The sequence below is a fragment of the Streptomyces sp. 840.1 genome (assembly GCF_003751445.1).
In the GTDB taxonomy this organism is placed as follows: Bacteria; Actinomycetota; Actinomycetes; order Streptomycetales; family Streptomycetaceae; genus Streptomyces.
In genome coordinates this window covers 1,875,776-1,898,835 of the sequence record NZ_RJUU01000001.1, presented here as the reverse complement: position 1 = coordinate 1,898,835, position 23,060 = coordinate 1,875,776, and the positions used below count along the sequence as shown (strand labels likewise).

Genomic DNA, 23,060 nt, shown 5'->3' with positions numbered 1-23,060 from the left:
CCGGCGTGTGGTGCACCGGTCCACCGTTCGGGTGATCCGTGCGGGATTGGACTCCGTTGGGGGGCCCGGGGAACGGGCTGCCCGTGCGCTTCCTGCCGCCGGGCGTGCGGCGTGTCGCGGCCACCCTGTTTGGCACAGTGCCGCTCCACGATCAAGGAACGGGGTGAGCGGGGTGAGCGGTGTGGCCGTTGTGGGGCAGCCCGGGGGGCAGCAGAGGCTGAGGGACCTGGTGGGTGGGTCCGGTGGGCCGGGTGGGCCGGGTGCGGCTGGTGGGTCTGCCGGGGATCAGCTTCGGCACAGCGACGAGGCGTGGGTACGGGCCGCCGGCGGTGCGGAGGGGATGGCCGTGCACCTCGGGCCGGTGAAGGCGGAGCTCGCGGCTGCGCACGAGGGTCTGTTGGCCGGCACGGCGGGGCTGAGCGCGCTCGCGGAACTGGGGAGCGTACGGGAGTCGTGGGTGCGGCGCTTCGAGTGCGCGCGCCGGGAGTGCGGTTCCCTGGCGGGGGACCTGCGGGGCGTCGCACGAGCCCATGGCGAGACGAACGAGACCGTGAGGTCGTCCTTCATGCCCGTGGCGAGGCCGGAGCGGGGAGTCCTGCGTTGACCCCGCCGGGCGCCTCGCTGACCTGGGCCCGGTTACGGGACCTGAAGTGCGCCGAGCTGGAGGGCGCGGCCGATGGATGGGGAAAGGCCAGCAACCGTGCGGACGCCGGACGGGACCGGATCGAGAAGCAACTGCTGACCGGCCTGCGTGAGACCCAGCGGGGCGCCGCGGCTGACGCTGCGGTGGGCAGGCTCCGGCAACTGGGCAAGAACCTGCAGTACGTGTACACGGAGTGCGGCCTGGTCCGTACGGCCCTGAACAGCCTCGCCCACGAGATGCGGGCCCAGCAACGGGCCTTGCGGGACGCGTTGGACGACGCGGAGGCGCTGCGGTTCACCGTGCACGCCGACGGTTCGGTTACGTACCCGGAGGCCGGGGAGAGCCTGATCGACGGCAAACCGCTGGCGGGCGGCACGGCGTCGGTGACGTCGGCCCCGGGGCTCCTGTCGCCGTCCGGGCTGGTGGCCCCGAACCCGAACACGGCCAAGGCGCAGGACATCGCGGACCGGGTGACGAAAGCCGTACGGACGGCTGCCGAGATCGACTGGCGGTTCGCCGGAATCCTGCGGGAGCTGAAGGCCGAGGAGGGCCTGAAGGTCCCGGACCGGACGTGGACGGACGCGGCGGGCGACGCCGCAGACGTACGCGACGCGGCGCGCAGCTACCTGAAGTCGGGCATCCCCCTCGACGCGAGCCCGGCCGCGCGCAAGGCGTGGTGGGCGGGCCTGACGGACGAACAGCGCGAGGAGTACCTCGCGGTCTACCCGGACCAGATCGGCAACCTGGACGGCATCCCGGCCCTCGTCCGCGACGCGGCCAACCGCGACAACCTTCAGCTGCTGATCGGCAAGCTGGACGGGCTGGACGACGAGGAGGCGGAGACGAAGCTGGCGGGACTCCGGGAGATCGACCGGCAGCTCAGTGCGGGCCGGCAGCCGCCCATGTTCCTGCTCGGTATCGGGGAGGAGGGGAACGGCCGTGCGATTGTCTCGTTCGGGAACCCGGATACGGCGCGAAATGTTTCGGCCTATGTCCCGGGGCTGAATACGTCGCTGGATGAGGACTTCGCGCGGAATGACCTCAAGCGTGCTCGGGATACCGCTATTGGAGCAAAGGAGATGGATCCTGGTTCCCCCACAGCGTCAATCGTGTGGCTTGGCTACGATGCGCCACAAACGTCATCTGACGATCTCGTGGGAAACTTGGATGTAATGAGTGAGTCGAATGCCAGAGCTGGGGCTTCAGCGTATAACCGTTTCATGGATGGTATTTCTGCAACGAACCAGCAGGGGGACCCGCATGTGACGGCGATTGGGCATTCCTATGGGTCGTTGACCGTTGGTCTTGCTGCTCAGCAGAGAGGCGGAATCCCGGGGGCGGACGATGTGGTCTTGGTGGGAAGTCCGGGCACAGGCGCGCACTCCGCAGCAGACCTGGGTGTCGGTAAGGAACACGTATTTGTCGGAGCGGCCGAGAATGATCCCGTGACCAAGTTGCCTAACAGTCAGGAGGCGAGCGGCCTCGGGAGTGGGGCGGCAGGCGGTGCCTCCGCAGGATTTGTGCTGGGGATAGGGGCCGGACCTGTTGGTGCCGTGATTGGAGGGGCCGCAGGGGGTATTGCTGGTGGGGCAGCTGGTTACACAGCTCAGGACCTTCAGAGCAACGAGAGTGATGTCTGGTTTGGCACAGACCCGGCGCATCGAGATTTTGGAGCCAATCGTTTCGCAGTCAGTGACGGTCCTCGACTACTAGAGCGAGGCCATAGCCCGACTGAGGCACACTCAAACTATTTTGACCCAGCCAAGGATCAGAGGTCGGCGGACAACATTGCGCGAATCGTGGCAGGCAGGTCGGGGGAAATTGAACGGGAGCGTCTTAGGTGAAGGCTCATGCTGTGTTGGTCGCTGTGCTTCTGCTCTCAGGATGCGCTTCGACGATCAAGTCAGATGGTCCAGGGGATAGAGGAGGTCGACGGAATATGAATATGCAGGAAGCTGCCGATCGAGCGGACGAAATTCTTGACGATACGCTCTCCGGTATCAAGCCGCCGGTTCAATGGGTGCATGGTGAGTCGACGGAGGGGAGCTGCGATGTTTCTCGTCGGAGGGCCGTAACTACGGTCATTTCCGAGAAGCGGAGGGGCAGCTTCCTTGGAGTTGTGGAACGCGAGTGGACGGACGCCGGCTATCGGCATATCGGCGTTAATGCAAATGCGGTCAGTCCGGCAACATATTTCGAGACATCGGATGGATTTCGGGTAAGACTCCTCATCGGGGGAGGTGGGCAAGCCTTCTTCGAAGTGGCCACGCCGTGCGTGTACAGGTCTCAGGTATCGATGCCTGCGCCGCCGCCCGGCGGGGCGGAGCATGTGGGGGAGCCGGTCCCAACCCCCAACGTCCGCTCCGACTTCTGGTCCGCCGGAGCGTCCTGATGCTCCATCAGTGACCCCGATGACTCGCACACACCGTCGAAAACACCCATGAACCCGTCCCCGATGGGGGAAGGTTGAGGGGTGCGGAAATTCTGGATGGTGGGTGGGATCGGCGTCGGGGCCGCCATGTGCTTCGTGGCGTTGCTCGTTGTCGGTACGTACTCCGCCGCCGCCGGCCTCGGGGGCGGCGGCGGTGGGGCCGTCGGGCTGGCCAAGGGGGCTGTGCCGGCCAAGTATCAGCCGCTCGTCGAGAAGTGGGGCAATCTCTGTCCCGCCATCAACCCCGCCCTCCTGGCTGCTCAGCTGTACCAGGAGAGTGGCTGGGATCCGGGTGCCGAGAGCCCGGCTGCCGCGCAGGGCATCGCGCAGTTCATCCCCGGGACCTGGGCCGGACACGGCATCGACGGGGACAACGACGGCGACCGGGACGTCTGGGATCCCGCCGACGCGATTCCGTCCGCCGCGTCGTACGACTGCGAACTGGCCGGGTACGTGAAGAAGGTTCCCGGCGACGCGACGGACAACATGCTGGCCGCCTACAACGCGGGCGCCTACCGGGTCATCAAGGCCGGCGGGGTCCCCGGGATCTCGGAGACCGAGAACTACGTCAAGATCATCCGGTCCCTGGAGAAGAGCTTCGCCAAACCGGTTGGCCGGGTACAGCCCTCGCAGCAGGCCGCCGGCGCCATCTACTTCGCACAGAAGAAGCTCGGCACGAAGTACCTGTGGGGCGGCAACGGGACGGTGGAGCAGGGCGGGCGGTTCGACTGTTCCGGGCTCACGCAGGCCGCGTACCGGACCGTGGACATCGAGCTGCCGCGGGTGGCGAACGATCAGTACAACGCCGGACCGCACCCGTCACGTGACGAACTTCTCCCCGGTGACCTGGTGTTCTTCTCCGACGACCTGGCCAACTCACGCGCCATCCACCACGTCGGCCTGTACGTTGGTGGCGGGTACATGATCAACGCTCCGTACACCGGCGCCGTGATCCGGTTCGACAAGATCGACTCGCCCGACTACTTCGGTGCGACACGCGTCACCAAAGACGGTGCCGCAGCCCTTCCGACCACGCGGCCCGCCGCCTGACCGGAGGGCGGCGGTGGCCGGAACTCTCTGTGAAGCCTGGGCCCTGAGCTGCGACGATGAGTCACTCTTCGATAACGTCATGGTGATCATTCGGTGGAGAGTGGAACGTACGCGCGGAACGCGTCGTTCTCTGGTTGGACCGGCGCCGCAGCCACTGACCTAGCGTCGTCCCACGTACGTGATCGAACCGAACACGGGGGTTCGTCAGAGCGGTGCACATGGGCGTGTGCCGCAGTACCAACAGCAGACAAGGCAAGGGGCCGCGGCAGATGGCTGGACTCGCACTGGATGGGTCGAACCCCGACGTCAGCCTGCTCTACGACATCAACGGGCTCGCCAAGTCCGCTCCCACCTGGTTCGACCGGGTCATGGAGTTCATCGGCGAGTACGGGATCATGCTCGGCATGGTCCTGGTGGTCCTGTGGTGCTGGTGGAGTGCCCGCCGGCGCGGCACACCCGAGGATTCGGTGACGGCTGTCTCCGGGATCGTCTGGGCGCCGCTCGCCGCGGGCATCGCATTGCTGATCAACATCCCGATCCGCGGTTTCGTCGAACGGCCGCGGCCGTTCAAGGACCACCAGGGGCTGGAAGTCCTGGTGGACGGGAAAAACGACTTCTCCTTCGTGAGCGACCACGCCACGATGGCGATGGCCCTCGGCGTCGGGCTCTTCGTGGCGAACCGCAAGTTCGGTATCGCGGCCATCGGGCTCGCGTTGCTGGAGGGTTTCTGCCGGATCTACATGGGCGTTCACTACCCGACCGACGTCATCGGCGGATTCGCCCTCGGCACGGCCGCGGCGCTGCTGCTCGCCCCGCTCGCGATGATGCTGCTGACGCCTCTGGTGGGCGCCGTCTCACGGTCTCCCCGGGTGGGCCGGCTCGTACGGTCGCGGCGGGCGCTGTCCGCGGCCGGCTCCGGGAGCCGGGGCGAGGCCCTCGGGATTCCCGAGCCGAGGCCCGGTTCGGGCGGCGGCGGTGACGGTGAGAAAGGGCTCGCGGCGTAGGGACGCGGAGGCCTAGGGGCACGGGGGACGCCCAGGAGGTACCGCAGGTACGGCGGGGCCGGCAGCGCATGGCACTGCCGGCCCCGCCGTACGCCCGCCGCCCCCGCACCTGCCAGCCCCACCGCCTCCGGCGGGCCGGCCCCGCCCCCGGCGGACCGCCCGCGCCCGGCGGACCGCCCGCGCCCGGCCGTCACCCGCCCGCCCGGCCGTCACCCGCCCGCCCGTCACCCGCTCAGAGCGACTGCGGGAACGTGAACAGCCCGTCCGGGTCGTACTGCTTCTTCACGTCGCCCAGGCGGGTGGCGGCCGTGCCGTAGTAGGCGTCCCGCCAGTCCGTCAGTGCCGGGTCCGCGTAGTTCTGGTACGCCGCTCCGGATGCGTAGCGGCGGAGCGTGGAATGGGTGTTTTTCAGCCAGTTCTGTTGTGAGGTGCCCGATGTGCCGGGGCGCCAGGCGCCGATGTACTGGGCGAGCATCCGTGAGCGCCGGTGGACGAACGCCGTGGTCTGCGGGGCCACCCGGTTGATGGCTCCGCCCAGCGCGGTGAGCGCGATCGATCCGCCTCCGCCTCCCGACGCGTCGAGCCGGGTGAAGGCCTCCGTGCGGTCGAGGAGGGCCTGGACGCCGGCCGGGGGCAGCGAGTGGTCGTAGAAGTCGGACGCGGCCGCGTACGTCTCGCGCCCGAGCGTGCCCTGCGAGGTGCGGCCGGGCGTGGTGCCCGGCAGGTGGCACTGCGCGTCGGTGATGCCCGAGCAGCCCGCGTACACGAGCATCGCCTCCTGGTAGCTGCGGCGGCGCAGCGAGACGGAGGAGGCCGGGGCGCCGATCCGGTCGGCGAGGCGGTCGACGGCGTTCTGCAGATCGCCGTACGTGCCGAGGCTGAAGGCCGCGACCGACACGGTCGGGTTTCCGCCGCCGGGGCCCGCCGCGAGGTGCGCGGATGACCAGATCTCGTCCGGCTGGTCCGGTCCCCACTCCTGCCAGGCGGTGACGACGGACCGGGCGCGCGACCAGGGCCAGGACATGTACGCGGTGACGGTCTGCGGGGCCGGGCGGGTGCGGAAGCGGAGTTCGGTGACGACGCCGAAGTTGCCGTTGCCCGCGCCGCGCAGTGCCCAGAAGAGGTCCGAGTGGTGTTTGGCGTCGGCGGTGAGGGTCTTGCCGTCGGCGGTGACGATCGTCGCGGCCGTGAGGCTGTCGCAGGTCAGGCCGTAGGCGCGGGCCGCGACCCCGTGGCCGCCGCCGAGGGTCAGGCCGGAGATGGCGACCGTCGGACAGGAGCCGCCGGGGATGGTCACACCGTGCGCGGCCAGTCCCTGGTAGACGTCGAGGAGCCGGGCGCCCGCGCCGATCGTGCCGTCCCCGCCGACGCGCGAGAGTGACGAGACGTCAATGACGAGCCGGTCGTCGCCACTCGACCAGCCGCCGTAGGAGTGGCCGCCGCTGCGGATGGCGACGGGCGTGGAGCTGCGCCGGGCGAAGGCCAGGCACTCGCGGACGTCCGCCTCGTGCCGGACGTAGGCGATCGCGGCCGGTTTCTGCTTGTCGTAGCGTGTGTTGTAGAGCTGACGGGCCGTCGCATAGGCGGCGTCGTCGGGGCGTACGAGGGAGCCGTCGAGGCTCTTGGCCAGCGCCGGCCAGTCCGCCGGGCCGGACGGTGCGGCCGTGGAGGCGGACGCGGACGCCCCGGTCGGCGTCGGCCCGCCCGTCGTGGCCGGGGTCGAGCCGCCGGTGGGTGTGCCGGAGCCGGTGTCGTCGCAGGCGGTGGCGGTGACCGCGGTGAGTGCGGCTGCGGCGCCCGCGGTCAGGACGGTGCGCCGGTTCGGCAGGGTCATCGGACCTCCGGGGTGGGGGAGCGGGTCCTCGTGGGGTGTGGCCGGCGGTCCGGTCAGGGGGCCCTGCGGTGCGCGTCGGCGTCCGAGCGGGCCAGGTCGCGGGATCTGCGGGCCGGTCCGGACCAGCCGCAGCCGCAGCGGGCGGTGCAGAACGAGCCGCGTTCGACGGTGGTGGGTTCGTGGGCGGACCCGGCCGGCGGGACGGCCGGCGGAACCTCTGCGGTGTGTTGGTCATACACGCGTCCACGGTACTGGGCGGGGCCGTCCGGTGGTGAGGGGTGGGCGGGCGGCGTTACGGGGGACAGGGGCTGTCGTTATCCGGAACGGGTGGGGGGCTCGGGCAAGCGGCACGGCGTTGGGGGTTGGCAGGCGATGGTGGTGCAGCAGCACAGATCCGGAGGCGGGGCGCGCGCTGTGTGCGCCCTCGCCGCGATCGGCGTGATGGCGGCGGCCGCCGGTTGCTCGGGTGGTGGCGGTGACCGGGCCTCGGCCGACGACCGGGCCGGCCCCGGAGCCGTCGAGGCGGTCCGGCGGGCGGCCTCGGTGCTCACCGGGACGGGCCCCGGCAGCGCGTCCCCCCGCACCTCCGGCACCCCCCGTACCTCTGACCCCGGTACCACCGCCAAGGTGAGCACGTCGATGGAGACGGCGGCGGGCGGCACCCGGGTGACGATCAGGGGCCGGGGGGCGTACGACTTCCGCAGCCGGTCCGGCCGGCTCCGCGTGGTGCTGCCGCAGGACGCCGTGGGCAAGGAGGAGCACCTGCCCATCACGGAACTGCTCACCCCCGGCGCGCTCTACATGATGAACCGGGGCGCCGGGGTGCCCAAGGGCAAGTGGGTCCGGATCGACACGACGTCCCTGGCGGACGGCAACCTGGTGACCGGCGGGGCGACCGACCCGATGGCCGCGGCCGAGCTGCTGCTCGGGGCGCGTGACGTGACGTATCTGGGCGAGAGCGATCTGGCCGGGGTGACGGTGCGGCACTACCGGGGGACCACCGACATCGGGCGGGCCGCGCGGCAGGCCCCGGCACCCTCGCGGGGTGCGCTGACGGCGGCGGCCAAGGGGTTCCGTACGGACACCGTGCCGTTCGACGCGTATCTGGACGAGCAGGGCCGGCTGCGCAAGGTGCGGCACCGGTTCAGCTTCGCCAACGAGGGGCCTGCGGTGGAGGTGGTGTCCACGACGCTGCTGTACGGGTTCGGGTCGCCGGTCTCCGTACCGCTCCCGGCCGGGCGCGACATCTACACCGGTGAGATCCGGCAGGGGCAGCAGCCGTGACCGCCAGGGGAGCAACCGCCACGACAGGGGACGTCGTGGGCCGGTCCTGCGGGCGGAACCGACGCGGACGGCCCGGCTTCGGGCTGGGGCGTAGGCATCTGGCCGAGGCGAAATGGTCCGTCCGTGCCATGCGCGGTGTGTGGTGCGCTCCCTACCCTAGGAAGTCGGCGACGGCAGTGAGAGGTGAGTGACGTGGTGACGCTCAGCGCACGGACCGTATCGGACCATGTGGCACTCGCCGAGATCGAGCTGTGCGGGGAGCTGATGATCGCGGCGTCGGCGGCGATCGGGGAACGGCTCAGTGCGGACCGTATCGACGAGGTGCTCGATGTGAAGGTGATCACTGAACGCACCACCGTCCCCCGGCAGGGAGAACACCGGGGCTGACGGCGGCGGGCAGGCGGGAACGGGTCTACGGGGGCTGGCTGACGGGAACGGGCCGACCGGGACGGAGCGGCAGCTTCCCCGGCGGGGCCCGGCCGGGGATGGGAGCAGCGAGCGGGGGCCGGCGGCTCAGGTGCGCAGCAGCCGGGCGATGGCCTTGGTGGCTTCCTCGACCTTCGCGTCGATCTCCTCGCCGCCCTTGACCGCCGCGTCCGCGACGCAGTGGCGCAGGTGCTCCTCCAGCAGCTGGAGCGCGAAGGACTGCAGCGCCTTGGTGGAGGCGGACACCTGGGTGAGTATGTCGATGCAGTAGACGTCCTCGTCGACCATGCGCTGCAGGCCTCGGATCTGGCCCTCGATGCGCCGCAGGCGCTTGAGGTGCTCCGCCTTCTGGTGGTGGTAGCCGTGTATGCCCCGGTCGTGATCGGTGACGATCTCGACTGCGGGAACGGCGGTGTCCGCCGGGGTCGTGGCGTCGGCGGTGTCCGGCGACCGGTCCGCCCCGGTGGCCTCGGTGGTGGTCATTGCTGCCTCCCGTTATCCCTATACCCTGCCGTTTATATACCCCTGGTGGGTATATCTTAACGAATTCAGCTGAAACGTGACCGGGGTCCCGTGCTGATCACTGTGCCTGATGCGCGACACTGAAGAATGCCGGTTAGCCGTGGCCGGATGATGCGCCTAGCATCAGCCTGACCGAATCCAAAGCACCCCGAGGACCCCACGTGCGCTTTCGTCTGACCCCCAGGGAGACGAGCTTCTACGACATGTTCTCCGCGTCTGCGGACAACATCGTCACGGGCTCGAAACTCCTGATGGAACTGCTCGGGGCGGATTCTGCCTCCCGAGTCGAGATCGCGGAGCGTATGCGGGCAGCGGAGCACGCGGGGGATGACGCCACCCACGCGATCTTCCACCAGCTGAACTCCTCCTTCATTACGCCGTTCGACCGCGAGGACATTTACAATCTCGCATCGTCGCTCGACGACATCATGGACTTCATGGAGGAGGCGGTCGACCTGGTCGTTCTGTACCAGGTCGACGAGCTCCCCAAGGGTGTCGAGCAGCAGGTCGAGGTACTGGCACGGGCGGCGGAGCTCACCGCCGCGGCCATGCCGAACCTGCGGACCATGGACAACCTCACCGAGTACTGGATCGAGGTCAACCGCCTGGAGAACCAGGCCGACCAGATCCACCGCAAGCTGCTCGCGCAGCTCTTCAACGGCAAGTACGACGCCATGGAGGTGCTGAAGCTGAAGCAGATCGTGGACGTGCTGGAAGAGGCTGCCGACGCATTCGAGCACGTCGCGAACACGGTGGAGACCATCGCGGTCAAGGAGTCCTGAACCACGTGGACACCTTTGTGCTGGTCGTGACCATCGGCGTCGCGCTCGGCTTCACGTATACGAACGGCTTCCACGACTCCGCGAACGCCATCGCGACCTCGGTCTCCACCCGGGCGCTGACGCCTCGTGCGGCTCTGGCCATGGCGGCGGTGATGAACCTCGCCGGCGCGTTCCTCGGCAGCGGGGTCGCCAAGACCGTCAGCGAGGGCCTGATCGCGACGCCCGAGGGCGACAAGGGGATGGGAATCCTCTTCGCCGCGCTGGTGGGCGCGATCATCTGGAACCTGGTCACCTGGTATTTCGGGCTGCCCTCGTCGTCCTCCCATGCCCTGTTCGGCGGCATGGTCGGTGCGGCGCTCGCCGGCGGCACGCTGGTGCACTGGATGGGAGTGCTCGACAAGGTCGTCATCCCGATGTTCATCTCGCCGGTGATCGGCCTGGTGGTCGGCTATCTGGTGATGGTCGCCATCATGTGGATGTTCCGGAAGTCCAACCCGCACAAGGCCAAGCGCGGTTTCCGGATCGCGCAGACGGTCTCGGCCGCGGGCATGGCGCTCGGTCACGGTCTGCAGGACGCGCAGAAGACGATGGGCATCGTGGTGATGGCCCTGGTCATCTCCGGCCACGAGACGTACAGCGACCCGATCCCGGTCTGGGTCAAGCTCGTCTGCGCGCTGATGCTGTCGCTGGGAACGTACGCGGGTGGCTGGCGCATCATGCGCACGCTCGGCCGCAAGATCATCGAGCTGGACCCGCCGCAGGGCTTCGCCGCGGAGACGACGGGGGCGTCGATCATGTTCGGCTCGGCGTTCCTGTTCCACGCGCCGATCTCGACGACGCACGTCATCACCTCGGCGATCATGGGTGTGGGCGCCACGAAGCGGGTGAACGCGGTCCGCTGGGGTGTCGCCAAGAACATCATCCTGGGCTGGTTCATCACGATGCCGGCCGCGGCGCTGGTCGCTGCGGCGAGCTACGGGGTCGTCGTGCTGCTGTTCGGCTGACGGTGGTGAGGCCCCACTGGGTCGGGTGCCGGGTGCGCCCGGCGTGCGCTTTGTCCTCAATCGCCGGACGGGCTTGATGGTGCCGGACGGGCTTGATGCGGCCGGCTCCGGGCCTGGTCCGTTGCTTGATGTGGGTCCGCCCCGCTCTCTTGTGGAGAGCGGGGCGGACCCTTCGCCTTGTGGTGGCACCGCCATGCAGCACCCCAAGGCCGTCTGTGGGAGTGGAGCCGTCGTCCGGGCTCAGCCGAAGCGGCCGGAGATGTAGTCCTCCGTGGCCTGGACCGACGGGTTGGAGAAGATGCGTTCCGTCTCGTCTATCTCGATGAGCTTGCCGGGCATGCCGACCGCCGCCAGGTTGAAGAACGCGGTGCGGTCCGAGACCCGGGCCGCCTGCTGCATGTTGTGCGTCACGATGACGATCGTGAAGCGCTCCTTCAGCTCGCCGATCAGGTCCTCGATCGCGAGGGTGGAGATCGGGTCGAGGGCGGAGCACGGCTCGTCCATCAGCAGCACGTCCGGCTCGACCGCGATCGCGCGGGCGATGCACAGCCGCTGCTGCTGACCGCCGGAGAGACCGGAGCCGGGCTTGTTCAGCCGGTCCTTGACCTCGTTCCAGAGGTTCGCGCCGCGCAGCGACTTCTCCACGATGTCGTTCAGGGCGCTCTTGCGGTAGCTGCCGTTCAGCCGCAGGCCCGCCGCGACGTTGTCGAAGATCGACATGGTGGGGAACGGGTTCGGGCGCTGGAAGACCATGCCGACCGTGCGGCGCACGGTGACCGGGTCGACGTTCGCCCCGTACAGGTTCTCGTCGTCCAGCAGCACCTTGCCCTCGACGCGGCCGCCGGGGGTGACCTCGTGCATCCGGTTCAGGGTGCGCAGGAAGGTGGACTTGCCGCAGCCGGACGGGCCGATGAAGGCGGTCACCGAGCGGGGTTCCACGGTCATCGAGATGTCGTCGATCGCCTTGTGGCTGCCGTAGTAGGCCGAGAGGCCGCTGATGTCGATGCGCTTGGCCATCTGAATCACTGCTTTCTGCTGGCCTCAGCGGCCGGTCTTCGGGGCCTTCCAGCGGGCGATGCCGCGGGCCACCAGATTGAGGATCATGACGAAGGCGATCAGGACCAGGGCGGCGGCCCAGGCGCGGTCGTACGACGCGGTCTCACCGATCTTGTACTGCTCGTAGATGTAGAACGGCAGCGAGGACTGGGCGCCTTCGAAGGGGTTCGGGTTGATCAGCTGGCTGCCGAAGACCAGCAGGATGATCGGGGCGGTCTCGCCCGCGATGCGCGCGATGGCGAGCATGACGCCGGTGGCGATGCCGCCGATCGCGGTCGGCAGGACCACCTTCAGGATGGTGCGCCACTTCGGGATGCCGAGGGCGAGGGAGGCCTCGCGGAGCTCGTTCGGTACGAGCTTCAGCATCTCCTCGGTGGAGCGGACCACGACCGGGATCATCAGGATCGTCAGGGCGAGCGCGCCCATCAGGCCGGAGGGCTCGAGGCCCGCGATCAGCATGATCGAGAGGATGAACAGGCCGGCCACGATGGACGGGATACCGGTCATCACGTCGACGAAGAAGGTGACGGCCCTGGCGAGCGAGCCCTTGCCGTACTCCACCAGGTAGACCGCGGTGAGCAGGCCGAGCGGGGCGGAGATCACCGTGGCGATGCCGACCTGCTCCAGCGTGCCGATCAGCGCGTGGTAGACACCGCCGCTGTCCTCGGAGCCGAGCACACCGGCCATCGAGTGGGTCAGGAAGTAGATGTCCAGGCGTCCCGAGCCGCGGCTGACGGTCGTCCAGAGCAGCGAGGCCAGCGGGACGACGGCGATCAGGAAGCAGACCCACACCAGGCTGGTCGCGAGCCGGTCCTTGGCCTGTCGCCGGTTCTCCACGACGCTGGTCGCGACGTACGAGATCACCAGGAAGAGCAGCGCGGAGATCAGGCCCCACTGGACGCGGCTGTGCCAGCCGGCGGCCGCGCCGATGCCGACGCCGAGGGCGATCGAGACGGCGGCGAAGCCGAGGGGTGCCAGGCGGGGCAGCGTACGGCTGCTGAGGCTGTTGTCCGGCGCGGGCGGGATCGGCGTCGGCCGGTCCTGGACGCTGGTGGATGCGTGGCTCATGCGTTGGCCCCCGAGTACTCCTTGCGGCGGGCGATGATGAGCCGCGCGGCGCCGTTGACCAGCAGGGTGAGGACGAAGAGGACCAGGCCGGAGGCGATCAGGGCGTCGCGCCCGAACGCGTCGGCCTCGCCGAACTTCGCGGCGATGTTCTGGGCGAACGTCCCGCCGCCCGGGTTGAGCACGTGCAGCGAGATGAGGAAGCTCGGCGACAGGACCGTGGCGACGGCCATCGTCTCGCCGAGCGCGCGGCCCAGGCCCAGCATCGACGCGGAGATCACGCCGGAGCGGCCGAAGGGCAGCACCGAGAGGCGGATGACCTCCCAGCGGGTGGCGCCGAGGGCGAGCGCGGCTTCCTCGTTCATCTTCGGGACCTGGAGGAAGACCTCGCGGCTGACGCTGGTCACGATCGGCAGGATCATGATCGCGAGCAGGATGCCGACGGTGAAGAGCGAGCGGGCGACGCCGACCTCGGTCTTCTCGAAGATGTACGTCCAGCCGAAGAACTGGTCGAGCCAGAGGTTCAGGCCCTCGAGGTACGGCACGAGGACGAGCGCGCCCCAGATGCCGTAGACGATGCTGGGCACCGCGGCGAGCAGGTCGACGACGTACGCGATCGGGCCGGCCAGTCTGCGCGGTGCGTAGTGCGAGATGAAGAGGGCGATGCCGACAGCGATCGGAACCGCGATGACCATCGCGATGATCGAGCTGACGACGGTCCCGAAGAGCAGGACGGCGATGCCGAAGACCGGCGGGTTGCCTGCCGGGTTCCAGTCGAAGGTGGTGAAGAAGTTGCCTTCGTCCTTGGAGACGGCGATGACGGCCCGGTAGCTGAGGAACACGGCGATCGACGCCATGAGCGCGAGCAGCAGGATGCCGGAGCCTCGTGACAGGCCCAGGAATATCCGGTCGCCGAGGCGCCCGGTCGGCCTGGGGCGGGTTCGCCCGCCCGGCCGGGCCGGTGGTGTCTCTGTCTGTGTGGTGGAAGCCATGGTCTTTCCGGTCTGTGTGGGGGAGCGGAGGCTCCCCTGGCGGCGGTGCACCGGATGGGGGTGGTGGTGGCCGGCCGGTCCGGAGGGGTGTACCGGACCGGCCCGCCTGTTGCGTCTACGTGGTACGTGTCGTGCGTTGCGGGTTGCCTGTTGTGCGTGTGGTGCGGGTTACGAGAGGCCGGCGACGGTCTCGCGGACCTTGGCGTTGATCGCCTCGGGGATCGGGGCGTAGCCGGCCTCGGTGAGGAGCTGCTGGCCCTCGGCGGAGGCGGTGTAGGTCAGGAAGGACTTGACGGTGCCGAGGGTGTCGGCCTTGTTGCCGCTGTCGCAGACGACCTCGTACGTCACCAGGACGAGCGGGTAGGCGCCCTCGGCCTTGGTGGTGTAGTCGAGGTCGAGCGCCAGGTCCTTGCCGGTGCCCGCGACCTTGGCGGCGGCGATGGCCTTGGAGGCGTTCTCCGAGGAGGCCTTGACCGGGGTGGTGCCGCCGGTGTTGATGTCGACCGTGGTGATCTTCTGCGAGGCGGCGTAGGAGAGCTCGAAGTAACCGATCGAGCCGTCGACCTGCTTCACCTGTGCGGCGACGCCGGACGAGTTGGTCGCGCCCTGGCCACCGGGGGCCGGCCACTTCTTCTCGGCCTCGTACTTCCAGTCGGCCGGGGCCGCCGCGCCGAGGTACTTGCCGAGGTTCTGCGTGGTGCCGGAGTCCTCGGAGCGGTGGAAGGCCTGGATGGCCTTGTCCGGGAGCTTGGCGCCGGGGTTGAGCTTGGCGATCGCCTCGTCGTTCCACTTCTTGATCTTCGTGTCGAAGATCTTGGCGAGGGTGGGGGCGTCCAGCGTCAGGCTGTCGACACCGTCGAGGTGGAAGCCGACCGCGATCGGGCCGCCGACCATCGGGAGGTTGATGCCCTGGCCGGTCTTGCAGACCGTCTTGGAGTCGGCGACCTCTTCGGGCTTCAGCGCCGAGTCGGAGCCGGCGAAGCCGACGGTGCCCTGGTTGAAGGCGACGATGCCCTCACCGGACGAGGAGGAGTTGTAGTTGATCTCCACACCGGAGCAGGCGGCCATGTAGTCCTTGACCCACAGGTCCATGGCGTTCTTCTGGGCGCTGGAGCCGGAGGCGCGCAGCTGGCCCTTGGCGCCGTCGCACTTGACGTTCGAGGCGGCCTTCGTCTTGCCGCCGCTCCCGCCGGTGTCGCCGCCGCTGTTGTTGTCCGAACCGCACGCCGTGAGGACCAGGGCGCCGGAGACGGCGAGGGCACCGAGCGCGGTGGCACGAAGCCGGTTCTTGCGCTGAAGCTTCACTTTCGGGTGTTCCTTCCAGGAGCCGCCGCGGTTGATGACGTTCTACGACGGCGTGCGAGGTGTTGGGTGGTGCGAAGTCGTGACCGGTGCGGTCTGTGCCTCGCACCGTGTACTGCCGAAATTAGGCAGAACAGGTGACGTGGTTTGCGGGGGTGAGTGAACGGAAGGTGAACCGTGTCGGGCGGCCCGGTTCCGGGCGGCGGAGCGGGGTCCAGGCACCCCGTCGTCCGCAGGGGCCGCACGGTCCGCAACCGCTGCGGGCGGTTCGGCATGGGCGCGGACGGTTCCGGAACGTGCGCGGGCGGTCCGGCACCGGTCGCGGGCCGGAGCGCTGCGGTACTGCGCCTCAGGCCGTCGGGATCACCGGGAGGGCGGTGTCCAGCAGGGCACGGTCACGCGGCTGGGTCAGGCGGGCGCGGGCGGCGTCGAAGGGGAGCCACAGCACGGCGTCCACCTCACGGTTCGGGACGAAGGCGCCCGCCGTGGCCTCGGCGGACCAGTACGTGACCTCCTTCGGGCGCCCGTTCGCCAGGTACCGGACCATGGGCAGCACGGCGCCCGGCACACAGTGGTGGCCCGTCTCCTCCAGGACCTCGCGCAGAGCCGCGTCCCGGAGGGACTCGCCGCGCTTCAGCTTGCCCTTGGGGAAGGACCAGTCGTCGTAACGCGGCCGGTGCACGAGACAGAGTTCGACACCGACGGCGGACGCGGGCGGGCGGCGCCAGAGCACGCACCCCGCCGCCCGCACCGTGCCGTTCATCGCGAGGTCACGGCCGCGGCGTACGGCCAGGTCTCCCGGAACACCGAACGCGCCGCCGCCACCTCGTGGCGCTGGTCGGCGTGCAGCACCCCCAGGGCGTACGCGGTCGCCGGCGCGATCCTGGGCGTACGGGCGGCCGAGGCCGCGGCTGCGGCCGCCTCCGCCGCGTCCCGGTGCAGGTCGAGGGCGTGCCCCGGCCCGGCCAGGACCGGATCGGGGGCGCCGCGCACCACCTCGTGGGCGTACCGGTGCAGGCGCAGCAGCAGCCGGGTCCGGTGCCAGGGCGCGTCCTGCGCCTCGTTGTACGGCTCGGCCGACTCGTCCGACGCGAGGGCCGTGACCGCGCCGAGCAGCCGCTGTTCGGCCCGGTCGGCGGGCTCGGCCAGCAGTTCGGCGGCGGGGGCGGCGGCCGAGGGGGCGAGCGGGACCTCGGAGGCGAGCAGTGCGACGGCGTCGGCCACCGCGTGGAAGCGGGAGGAGCCGAGGGCCTGGAGCGCGGCGGAGTGCGCGCGGGTCCGGGCGAGGGTCAGCTGTCGCTCCAGCAGTGCGCCGGCGCGCGCCGCACCGACGCCGAGTCCGGCGCGTTCCTTCGCGCCGGCGCCGCCGGAGGAGGTGCGGGCCGCCGGCAGGGGGGTCCCCGAGAGGCCGTGCAGCGCTTCCAGGAGTCGGTTCAGCCGGTCCGCGTACGCGTGCTCGCGGGCGAGGGTGCCGGAGAGCCAGGCCAGCTCGGTGCGCAGCTGCTCGGCCCAGAGCGGGTCGAGCGCGGTGCGGAAGGTGTGCAGGGTGCCGCCGATCCGGCGGGAGGAGCGGCGCAGCGCTCCGGCGGCCTGTTCGGCGGCCTGCGGCCCGGCGTCCGTGGGGGCACTGTTCTCGCGGTGCAGCCGCAGACTCCGCAGGAAGTCCGCTGCCTGCGACCGGAGATACGGTGCGAGCACCGCCCCCGCGGTCACGTCCGTCTGGGTCTGGTGGTCAGGGCGTCGCACGCCGGCGCCTCCGGGCGTCAATGAGCATTTCCTGTACGTGCCGCAGTGGCCGGCCCTCCGCGTCCGTGGCGTGCCGGGTCCAGTTCCCGTCGGGGCCCAGGTGCCAGGAGGAGGTGGTGTCGGCCATGCCCGTTTCCAGGAGGCGGCTGAGCGCGGCCCGGTGGGCGGGGTCGGTGACCCGGACCAGGGCCTCGATGCGGCGGTCGAGGTTGCGGTGCATCATGTCGGCGCTGCCGAACCAGACTTCTGGTTCGCCGCCGTTGCCGAAGGAGAACACCCGGGAGTGTTCGAGGAAGCGGCCCAGTATCGAGCGGACCCGGATGTTCTCGGAGAGCCCGGTGACGCCGGGGCGGATCGCGCAGATACCGCGTACCCAGATGTCGACGGGGACGCCCGCCTGGGCGGCCCGGTAGCAGGCGTCGATGATCGCTTCGTCGACCATCGAGTTGACCTTGATGCGTACGTAGGCGGGCCGGCCGGCCCGCTGGTGCGCGATCTCCTTGTTGATCCGGGAGATCAGTCCGTCGCGCAGCGACTTGGGGGCGACCAGCAGGCGGCGGTAGGTCTCGCGGCGCGAGTAGCCGGAGAGCCGGTTGAAGAGGTCGGAGAGGTCCGCGCCGACCTGCGGGTCGGCGGTGAGCAGGCCGAGGTCCTCGTACAGCCGGGCCGTCTTGGGGTGGTAGTTGCCGGTGCCGACATGCGAGTAGCGGCGCAGCGTGTCGCTCTCCTGGCGGACGACGAGCGAGAGCTTGCAGTGCGTCTTGAGGCCGACGAGCCCGTAGACGACGTGGCAGCCCGCCTCCTCCAGCTTGCGCGCCCACTTGATGTTGGCCTGCTCGTCGAAGCGGGCCTTGATCTCGACGAGTACGAGGACCTGCTTGCCGGACTCGGCGGCGTCGATGAGGGCGTCCACTATCGGGGAGTCGCCCGATGTCCGGTACAGGGTCTGCTTGATCGCGAGGACGTCCGGGTCGCCCGCCGCCTGTTCCAGGAAGGCCTGGACGGAGGTGGAGAAGGAGTCGTACGGGTGGTGCAGCAGTACGTCGCGTTCGCGCAGGGCGGCGAAGATGTCGGGCGCGGAGGCCGACTCGACCTCGGCGAGGTCGCGGTGGGTGCCGGCGATGAACTTGGGGAACTTCAGCTCCGGACGGTCCAGCGACGCTATGCCGAAGAGTCCGGTGAGGTCGAGCGGTCCGGGCAGCGGGTAGACCTCCGCGTCGGACACCTTGAGCTCGCGGACCAGCAGGTCCAGCACGTACGGGTCGATGGACTCCTCGACCTCCAGGCGGACCGGCGGGCCGAAGCGGCGCCGCATGAGCTCCTTCTCCAGGGCCTGGAGGAGGTTCTCGGCGTCGTCCTCCTCGACCTCCAGGTCCTCGTTCCTGGTGACCCGGAACATGTGGTGCGCGAGGACCTCCATGCCCGGGAAGAGCTCCTCCAGGTGCGCGGCGATGACGTCCTCGATGGGGACGTAGCGCTGCGGGGAGGCCTCCAGGAAGCGGGTCAGCAGCGGCGGGACCTTGACCCGGGCGAAGTGGCGGTGGCCGCTGACCGGGTTGCGTACGACGACGGCGAGGTTGAGCGAGAGGCCGGAGATGTACGGGAAGGGGTGCGCCGGGTCGACCGCCAGGGGGGTCAGTACGGGGAAGACGCGCTGGCGGAAGAAGGTGAACAGGCGGGCCTGCTCCTTCTCGGTCAGCTCGGGCCAGCGGATCAGCTGGATGCCCTCGTCGGACAGGGCGGGGGCGACGTCCTGCTGGTAGCAGGCGGCGTGCCGGGCCATGAGTTCGCGCGAGCGGGTCCAGATCAGGTCGAGGACCTCGCGGGGCTGGAGTCCGGAGGCGGACCGGGTGGCGACGCCGGTCGCGATGCGGCGTTTCAGACCCGCGACCCGGACCATGAAGAACTCGTCCAGGTTCGAGGCGAAGATGGCGAGGAAATTAGCCCGTTCGAGGAGGGGGGTCGCGGGGTCCTCGGCCAGTTCCAGAACGCGTTCGTTGAACGCGAGCCAGCTGCGTTCGCGGTCCAGGAACCGGCCCTGCGGCAGCTCGTCCCCGTCGACATCGGGCTCGTACGCGTCGGCGTCGGCGTCGATGTCCGGGTCCAGATCGGCCGCGGTGGACAGGGCGGAGCCGGCGGATGCGGGGGCGGCGACGGCGTGCGGCCGGTGTGCGGCGAGGGAGCCGACGGACGGCTGAGCGGCGGGCTGGACCGGGACCTCGGAGCTGGGCTGCTGGCTCATGGGCCCATTCTTCCGCGCGGAGTGCTCCGGGGGCGCGTCGGAGGGGGGTGAGATCGCGGAGATCGCACGGTCGGCGCGTTCTCTGCCGGGAATTCTCCCGTTGCGGGGGGACGGCACAGCTGGCTGCATCCTGAGAGGGTCGCAAGGGCGTCTGAATGCCCGGTAACGGCGACATGACATGCAGGAAGCGGTGTGGCCGTGTCCGGGGGCGGATGGAGCCCCCGGACACGGCCACCGGGTGACCTCGCGGCCGCTCAGCCGTGGCTGCGGCGCAGCACCCGGAACGCGACGGCGGCCGCGGCGGCCGCGAGGAGCAGCAGGATGCCGGTCTCGACCAGCTGGAGCGGCCAGAAGTGCCCGGCCGGGTGGTAGTCGATGTACTGCGAGGTGGCCCCGTGCCGGGCCATGCACGCGTCGACGTCGTCCGCGTTGATGCAGGTGGCGTCGCCCAGCCGGGTCCCGTCGCCGGTCATCCAGCCGACGTGGACGTCGGAGGCCGCCGACGGGTAGCGGAGCTCGCTGCCCAGGGCCGTGGTGTCCGTGCGCATCGGCCACAGACCGCTGCGGACGTAGTTCATGACGAGGGCCACGACGGCGTAGGCGGCCGCCGTGAGGGCCATGGCGGGCAGCGTGCGCCGCAGCGCCACCCCGGCGAGAGCCCCGAGTCCGAGGCAGAGCAGGGCGTAGCCGACGGGGGCGGGGCCCATCGCCCCGTACACCTGTGGCTCGAACCACTGGGCCGGGTAGTTCGTGCCGCGTGCCCGGATCCAGGCCCAGGCGTACACGGCGGACAGGACGCAGACGCCGGCCACGGTGAGGGCGGCGGGGACGGCGAGCTTCGCGGCCAGCCAGCGGGCGGGGGTGACGGACTGGCTCCAGGAGAGCCGGTAGGTGCCGTCCTCCAGCTCGCGGCCGATCATGGGCCCGGCGACGAAGAGGCCGATGACCGCGGGCAGGACCATCATGGCGGCGCCCGCGTACTCGAGCAGGCGGTTGAAGTACAGCTCGACGCTGAGGACGTGGCGGACCTCGATACCGCAGCCGCGGACGGTGTGACGGACCGAGCAGCCGGTGTCGTCGAAGTCGGTGGCGGCGGCCGACGTCACCCACCAGGCCACGCCGATCAGGGCGATCCCGACGAGTGCGGCCGCCCCGGTGATCCACAGGGCGCGGCGGTGCTGGAGTACGACGACGCGGGCCGGGCCGCGCAGGGCGAGGGCGCTCATGCGGCGCTCACCGCCGCCAGGGTCCCGGTGGCCGCGCTCGGTGTGAGCAGCGGGGGTGCGTCGGGGGAGCGCAGGTGTGCCAGCAGCAGCTCCTCCAGTGACGGTGCGGCGGTCTCCCAGTCGTCGGTGTCCACCGGGCCCTCCTTCCGGACGAGTGCGGTCAGCTGCCGTCCCGTGGTGCGGGACTCGACGACGGTGTGCGGGGCGAGGTCCCGTACCGGGCCGGTGAGCAGGGTGTGCGCGGTGAGCAGGTCGTCGGTCTCGCCGCCGAGGCGGACGCGGCCGCCGTCGACGAGCAGGAGGTAGTCGCAGGCGCCCTCCAGCTCGGCGAGTATGTGCGAGGACATCACGATGGTGGTGGACCGCTCGGCGGCCTCGGCCATCAGTGCGCCCATCAGCTGGTGCCGGCCGAGCGGGTCCAGGTCGGCCATGGGCTCGTCCAGGAGCAGCAGTTCGGGCCGCTTGCCGAGGGCAAGGGCCAGGGCGAGCCGGGTGTGCTGGCCGCCGGACAGGTTGCGGACCCTGGCGTCGCCGGGGAGCGGTTCGGTGATGCGCTCGGCGACGTCCTGGTCCCAGGTGTCCGGGTTCAGCTCGGCGCCCGCCCAGAGGGTCTCGGTGACCGTCAACTGCGGGTACAGCGGCTTGTCCTGGGCCACGAAGGCCATGCGCGCACGGGCGTCCCCCGGAGTCGAGCCCAGCACGCGCACGGTGCCCTCGGCCGGTCGCAGGAAGCCTGCGGCCAGGCTCAGGAGGGTGGACTTTCCCGCGCCGTTGGGGCCGACGAGGGCGCATACGCGTCCGGCGGGCAGCCGGAACGAGCAGTCGCGCAGGGCCCAGCCCCCGCCCCTGCCCCGGTACTTCATGCCGAGGCCATCGGCCTCGATCGCAGCGCCTGTCATCCGGCCTGTTCTCCCTCGAAGGTCTTGTTCAGTACGGCGGTGAAGAGTGCGCTCACGTCGTCCTTGTCCAGTCCGGCCGTGCGGGCGCGGCGGGCCCAGTCGGCGAGCTCGGCGCGCAGTGGGGCGTCGTCGGCGGCCGCCGCGCCGCCGAGGGTGCTGGTGACGAAGGTGCCGAGCCCGCGCCGGGCCTCGACGAGCCCTTCGCGCTCCAGCTCCCGGTAGGCCTTGAGCACGGTGTTCGGGTTGATGGCGGTGGCCTCCACGACCTCGCGTGCGGTCGGCAGCCGGTCGCCGGGCCTGAGCAGATTCAGGCGCAGGGCCTGTTTGGTCTGCTGGACGATCTGGAGGTACGTGGCGACGCCGCTGCGCCGGTCGATGCGGAACTCGACCGCTGCGGACTGTGCCATGTTCACCCCTTTCACTAATTGAGTAGTGAAAGGGTGGCGTAAAAAAGAGGCGGCGTCAACCGACGCCGCCTCCCTGCTGAGTTGCGAGGGCTCAGGACTCCGTGCGGTACATCAGGTCGACCTCGTGGGTGGTGAAGCCGATGCGCTCGTAGACCGCCACGGCCGCGGTGTTGTCCGCGTCGACGTAGAGCATCGCGGTCGGCAGCCCCTCGGCGGCGAGGTGGCGCAGCCCGATCGCGGTGAGCGCCTTGCCCAGGCCGCCGCCCTGCGCGTCGGGCCGGATGCCGACGACGTACACCTCGCCGAGCTGGTCCTCGGCGTGCACCTTCGTCCAGTGGAAGCCGATCAGCTCGGCGCCGTCGGCGCCGTTGGCGCGCTCGGCCAGGAAGAAGCCCTTCGGGTCGAACCAGGGCTCGGCCTTGCGGTCGTCGAGGTCGCGCTGGGTCAGCGAGCCCTGCTCGGGGTGGTGGGCGAAGGCGGCGCGGTTCACGGCCAGCCAGGCCGCGTCGTCCTGACCGGGGACGAACGTGCGGACGGTGACGCCCGGCGGCAGCACCGGCTCCGCGATGTTCAACGGGCTCAACGGGCGCCGCAGCTGGCGCAGTTCGCGGAAGAGCGAGAGCCCGAGCACCTGCGCGAGGTGGCGCGCCGCGGACCGGCCGCCGTGCGCCCACACCCGCAGCCGCTTCCCGGTGGCGGCCAGCAGCGCCGCCCCGAGCGCCCGCCCGTGCCCGTGCCCGCGGTGCGAGGGGTGCACGACCAGCTCGGCGGCCGGCGCCTCCACGGGGTCGGTGTCCTCCAGCTGCGCGTACCCGACGAGCACGCCCCCGGCGGTCAGCAGGAAGTGCCGCACACCTTCCCGGTGCCCGCCGCGCAGCTGCAGCCGCCCCTGCTCGGACACGGCCTGCCTGCCGTCGGACCGGGCCGCCTCGGCGAGCAGCCCGGAGACGGCTTCCGCCTGCTCGGGGGAGAGGGCGTCGAGCGTCTGGATCTCGCGTCCGGGGGCGGGGAGGGGTACGTCAGTCGTCATGTGTACGAGCGTACGTGGCCCTCGGGCGGGCGGCCGTGAGGTTCTTCGGCCTTGGCCTTGTCCCTGGCCTCGCCCTTGTCCGGGGCGTGGGGCACCCGCGCCGATCAAGCCCGTC

22 protein-coding genes are annotated in these 23,060 nt (G+C 70.3%); 8 read left to right on the top strand and 14 right to left on the bottom strand.

All coding sequences use genetic code 11. The features are described from left to right. Positions 1-340: 340 nt before the first annotated feature. From EDD93_RS08895 to EDD93_RS08875, 4 genes are all read left to right on the top strand, one after another. Entirely contained in the window at positions 341-604 is a 264-nt protein-coding gene (locus EDD93_RS08895) for a hypothetical protein (RefSeq protein WP_123527662.1), read from the top strand. After that, positions 601-2,487 (top strand): alpha/beta hydrolase, encoded by a 1,887-nt coding sequence (locus EDD93_RS08890; protein ID WP_123524645.1) that lies wholly within the window; start codon positions 601-603, stop codon positions 2,485-2,487. Before EDD93_RS08895 ends, EDD93_RS08890 begins: the two co-directional genes overlap by 4 nt. Before the next feature lie 644 nt (positions 2,488-3,131). Beyond that, positions 3,132-4,124, top strand: coding sequence for a bifunctional lytic transglycosylase/C40 family peptidase (locus EDD93_RS08880; RefSeq protein ID WP_123524643.1), 993 nt, complete (start codon positions 3,132-3,134; stop codon positions 4,122-4,124). 269 nt (positions 4,125-4,393) lie between these two features. After that, entirely contained in the window at positions 4,394-5,128 is a 735-nt protein-coding gene (locus EDD93_RS08875) for a phosphatase PAP2 family protein (RefSeq protein WP_123524642.1), read from the top strand. A 232-nt stretch (positions 5,129-5,360) separates the two neighbouring features. Here the strand turns inward: EDD93_RS08875 and EDD93_RS08870 are convergent, their stop codons facing one another. Together EDD93_RS08870 and EDD93_RS08865 are read right to left on the bottom strand one after the other, a co-directional pair. Further along, positions 5,361-6,962, bottom strand: coding sequence for an FAD-binding oxidoreductase (locus tag EDD93_RS08870; RefSeq protein WP_123524641.1), 1,602 nt, complete (start codon positions 6,960-6,962; stop codon positions 5,361-5,363). A gap of 53 nt (positions 6,963-7,015) precedes the next feature. Continuing rightward, positions 7,016-7,201 carry a hypothetical protein gene (locus EDD93_RS08865; RefSeq protein WP_123524640.1) on the bottom strand — a complete coding sequence of 62 codons (186 nt, stop codon included), beginning with the start codon at positions 7,199-7,201 and terminating at the stop codon, positions 7,016-7,018. A gap of 133 nt (positions 7,202-7,334) precedes the next feature. Here EDD93_RS08865 and EDD93_RS08860 point away from each other — a divergent pair, with 133 nt between their 5' ends. Then, on the top strand, positions 7,335-8,246 hold the full coding sequence (locus tag EDD93_RS08860) for a hypothetical protein (protein ID WP_123524639.1): 912 nt from the start codon (positions 7,335-7,337) through the stop codon (positions 8,244-8,246). A 192-nt stretch (positions 8,247-8,438) separates the two neighbouring features. Then, positions 8,439-8,633: a hypothetical protein gene (locus EDD93_RS08855; RefSeq protein WP_123527661.1), complete on the top strand. Its 195-nt coding sequence runs from the start codon at positions 8,439-8,441 to the stop codon at positions 8,631-8,633. Between the two features lie 126 nt (positions 8,634-8,759). Here EDD93_RS08855 and EDD93_RS08850 read toward each other — a convergent pair whose 3' ends face one another. After that, the gene (locus EDD93_RS08850; protein ID WP_123524638.1) at positions 8,760-9,155 is read right to left on the bottom strand and encodes a metal-sensitive transcriptional regulator; all 396 of its coding nucleotides are present in this window, start codon (positions 9,153-9,155) and stop codon (positions 8,760-8,762) included. A 200-nt stretch (positions 9,156-9,355) separates the two neighbouring features. Between EDD93_RS08850 and EDD93_RS08845 the strand changes: the two genes are divergently transcribed. Together EDD93_RS08845 and EDD93_RS08840 are read left to right on the top strand one after the other, a co-directional pair. Next, a complete protein-coding gene (locus tag EDD93_RS08845) occupies positions 9,356-9,976 on the top strand; it encodes a DUF47 domain-containing protein (RefSeq protein ID WP_024493297.1) in 621 nt (206 codons plus the stop codon). A 5-nt stretch (positions 9,977-9,981) separates the two neighbouring features. Continuing rightward, complete coding sequence (locus tag EDD93_RS08840; protein WP_123524637.1) at positions 9,982-10,980, top strand: inorganic phosphate transporter; 999 nt, start codon at positions 9,982-9,984, stop codon at positions 10,978-10,980. Between the two features lie 240 nt (positions 10,981-11,220). Here EDD93_RS08840 and pstB read toward each other — a convergent pair whose 3' ends face one another. The 11 genes from pstB to mshD all read right to left on the bottom strand — a co-directional run bounded on the left by pstB (position 11,221) and on the right by mshD (position 22,945). Next, entirely contained in the window at positions 11,221-11,997 is a 777-nt protein-coding gene (gene pstB / locus EDD93_RS08835; RefSeq protein WP_123524636.1) for a phosphate ABC transporter ATP-binding protein PstB, read from the bottom strand. 24 nt (positions 11,998-12,021) lie between these two features. Then, complete coding sequence (gene pstA / locus EDD93_RS08830; protein ID WP_123524635.1) at positions 12,022-13,104, bottom strand: phosphate ABC transporter permease PstA; 1,083 nt, start codon at positions 13,102-13,104, stop codon at positions 12,022-12,024. After that, a complete protein-coding gene (gene pstC / locus EDD93_RS08825; RefSeq protein ID WP_123524634.1) occupies positions 13,101-14,093 on the bottom strand; it encodes a phosphate ABC transporter permease subunit PstC in 993 nt (330 codons plus the stop codon). Before pstC ends, pstA begins: the two co-directional genes overlap by 4 nt. Before the next feature lie 168 nt (positions 14,094-14,261). Next, positions 14,262-15,398 (bottom strand): phosphate ABC transporter substrate-binding protein PstS, encoded by a 1,137-nt coding sequence (gene pstS, locus EDD93_RS08820; RefSeq protein WP_123524633.1) that lies wholly within the window; start codon positions 15,396-15,398, stop codon positions 14,262-14,264. Between the two features lie 346 nt (positions 15,399-15,744). Next, positions 15,745-16,158 carry an NUDIX hydrolase gene (locus EDD93_RS08815; RefSeq protein ID WP_123524632.1) on the bottom strand — a complete coding sequence of 138 codons (414 nt, stop codon included), beginning with the start codon at positions 16,156-16,158 and terminating at the stop codon, positions 15,745-15,747. Continuing rightward, positions 16,155-17,141, bottom strand: a complete 987-nt coding sequence (locus EDD93_RS08810; protein WP_260255670.1) for a CHAD domain-containing protein — start codon at positions 17,139-17,141, stop codon at positions 16,155-16,157. Before EDD93_RS08810 ends, EDD93_RS08815 begins: the two co-directional genes overlap by 4 nt. Beyond that, entirely contained in the window at positions 17,128-19,383 is a 2,256-nt protein-coding gene (locus EDD93_RS08805) for an RNA degradosome polyphosphate kinase (RefSeq protein ID WP_123524630.1), read from the bottom strand. The genes EDD93_RS08810 and EDD93_RS08805 overlap by 14 nt, the downstream gene beginning before the upstream one ends. 254 nt (positions 19,384-19,637) lie before the next feature. Further along, the gene (locus tag EDD93_RS08800) at positions 19,638-20,609 is read right to left on the bottom strand and encodes an ABC transporter permease subunit (protein WP_123524629.1); all 972 of its coding nucleotides are present in this window, start codon (positions 20,607-20,609) and stop codon (positions 19,638-19,640) included. Continuing rightward, complete coding sequence (locus tag EDD93_RS08795) at positions 20,606-21,508, bottom strand: ABC transporter ATP-binding protein (protein WP_123524628.1); 903 nt, start codon at positions 21,506-21,508, stop codon at positions 20,606-20,608. Before EDD93_RS08795 ends, EDD93_RS08800 begins: the two co-directional genes overlap by 4 nt. Then, positions 21,505-21,915 carry a GntR family transcriptional regulator gene (locus EDD93_RS08790; RefSeq protein ID WP_123527660.1) on the bottom strand — a complete coding sequence of 137 codons (411 nt, stop codon included), beginning with the start codon at positions 21,913-21,915 and terminating at the stop codon, positions 21,505-21,507. The genes EDD93_RS08795 and EDD93_RS08790 overlap by 4 nt, the downstream gene beginning before the upstream one ends. 91 nt (positions 21,916-22,006) lie before the next feature. Continuing rightward, positions 22,007-22,945 (bottom strand): mycothiol synthase, encoded by a 939-nt coding sequence (gene mshD / locus EDD93_RS08785; protein ID WP_123524627.1) that lies wholly within the window; start codon positions 22,943-22,945, stop codon positions 22,007-22,009. Positions 22,946-23,060: the final 115 nt, after the last annotated feature.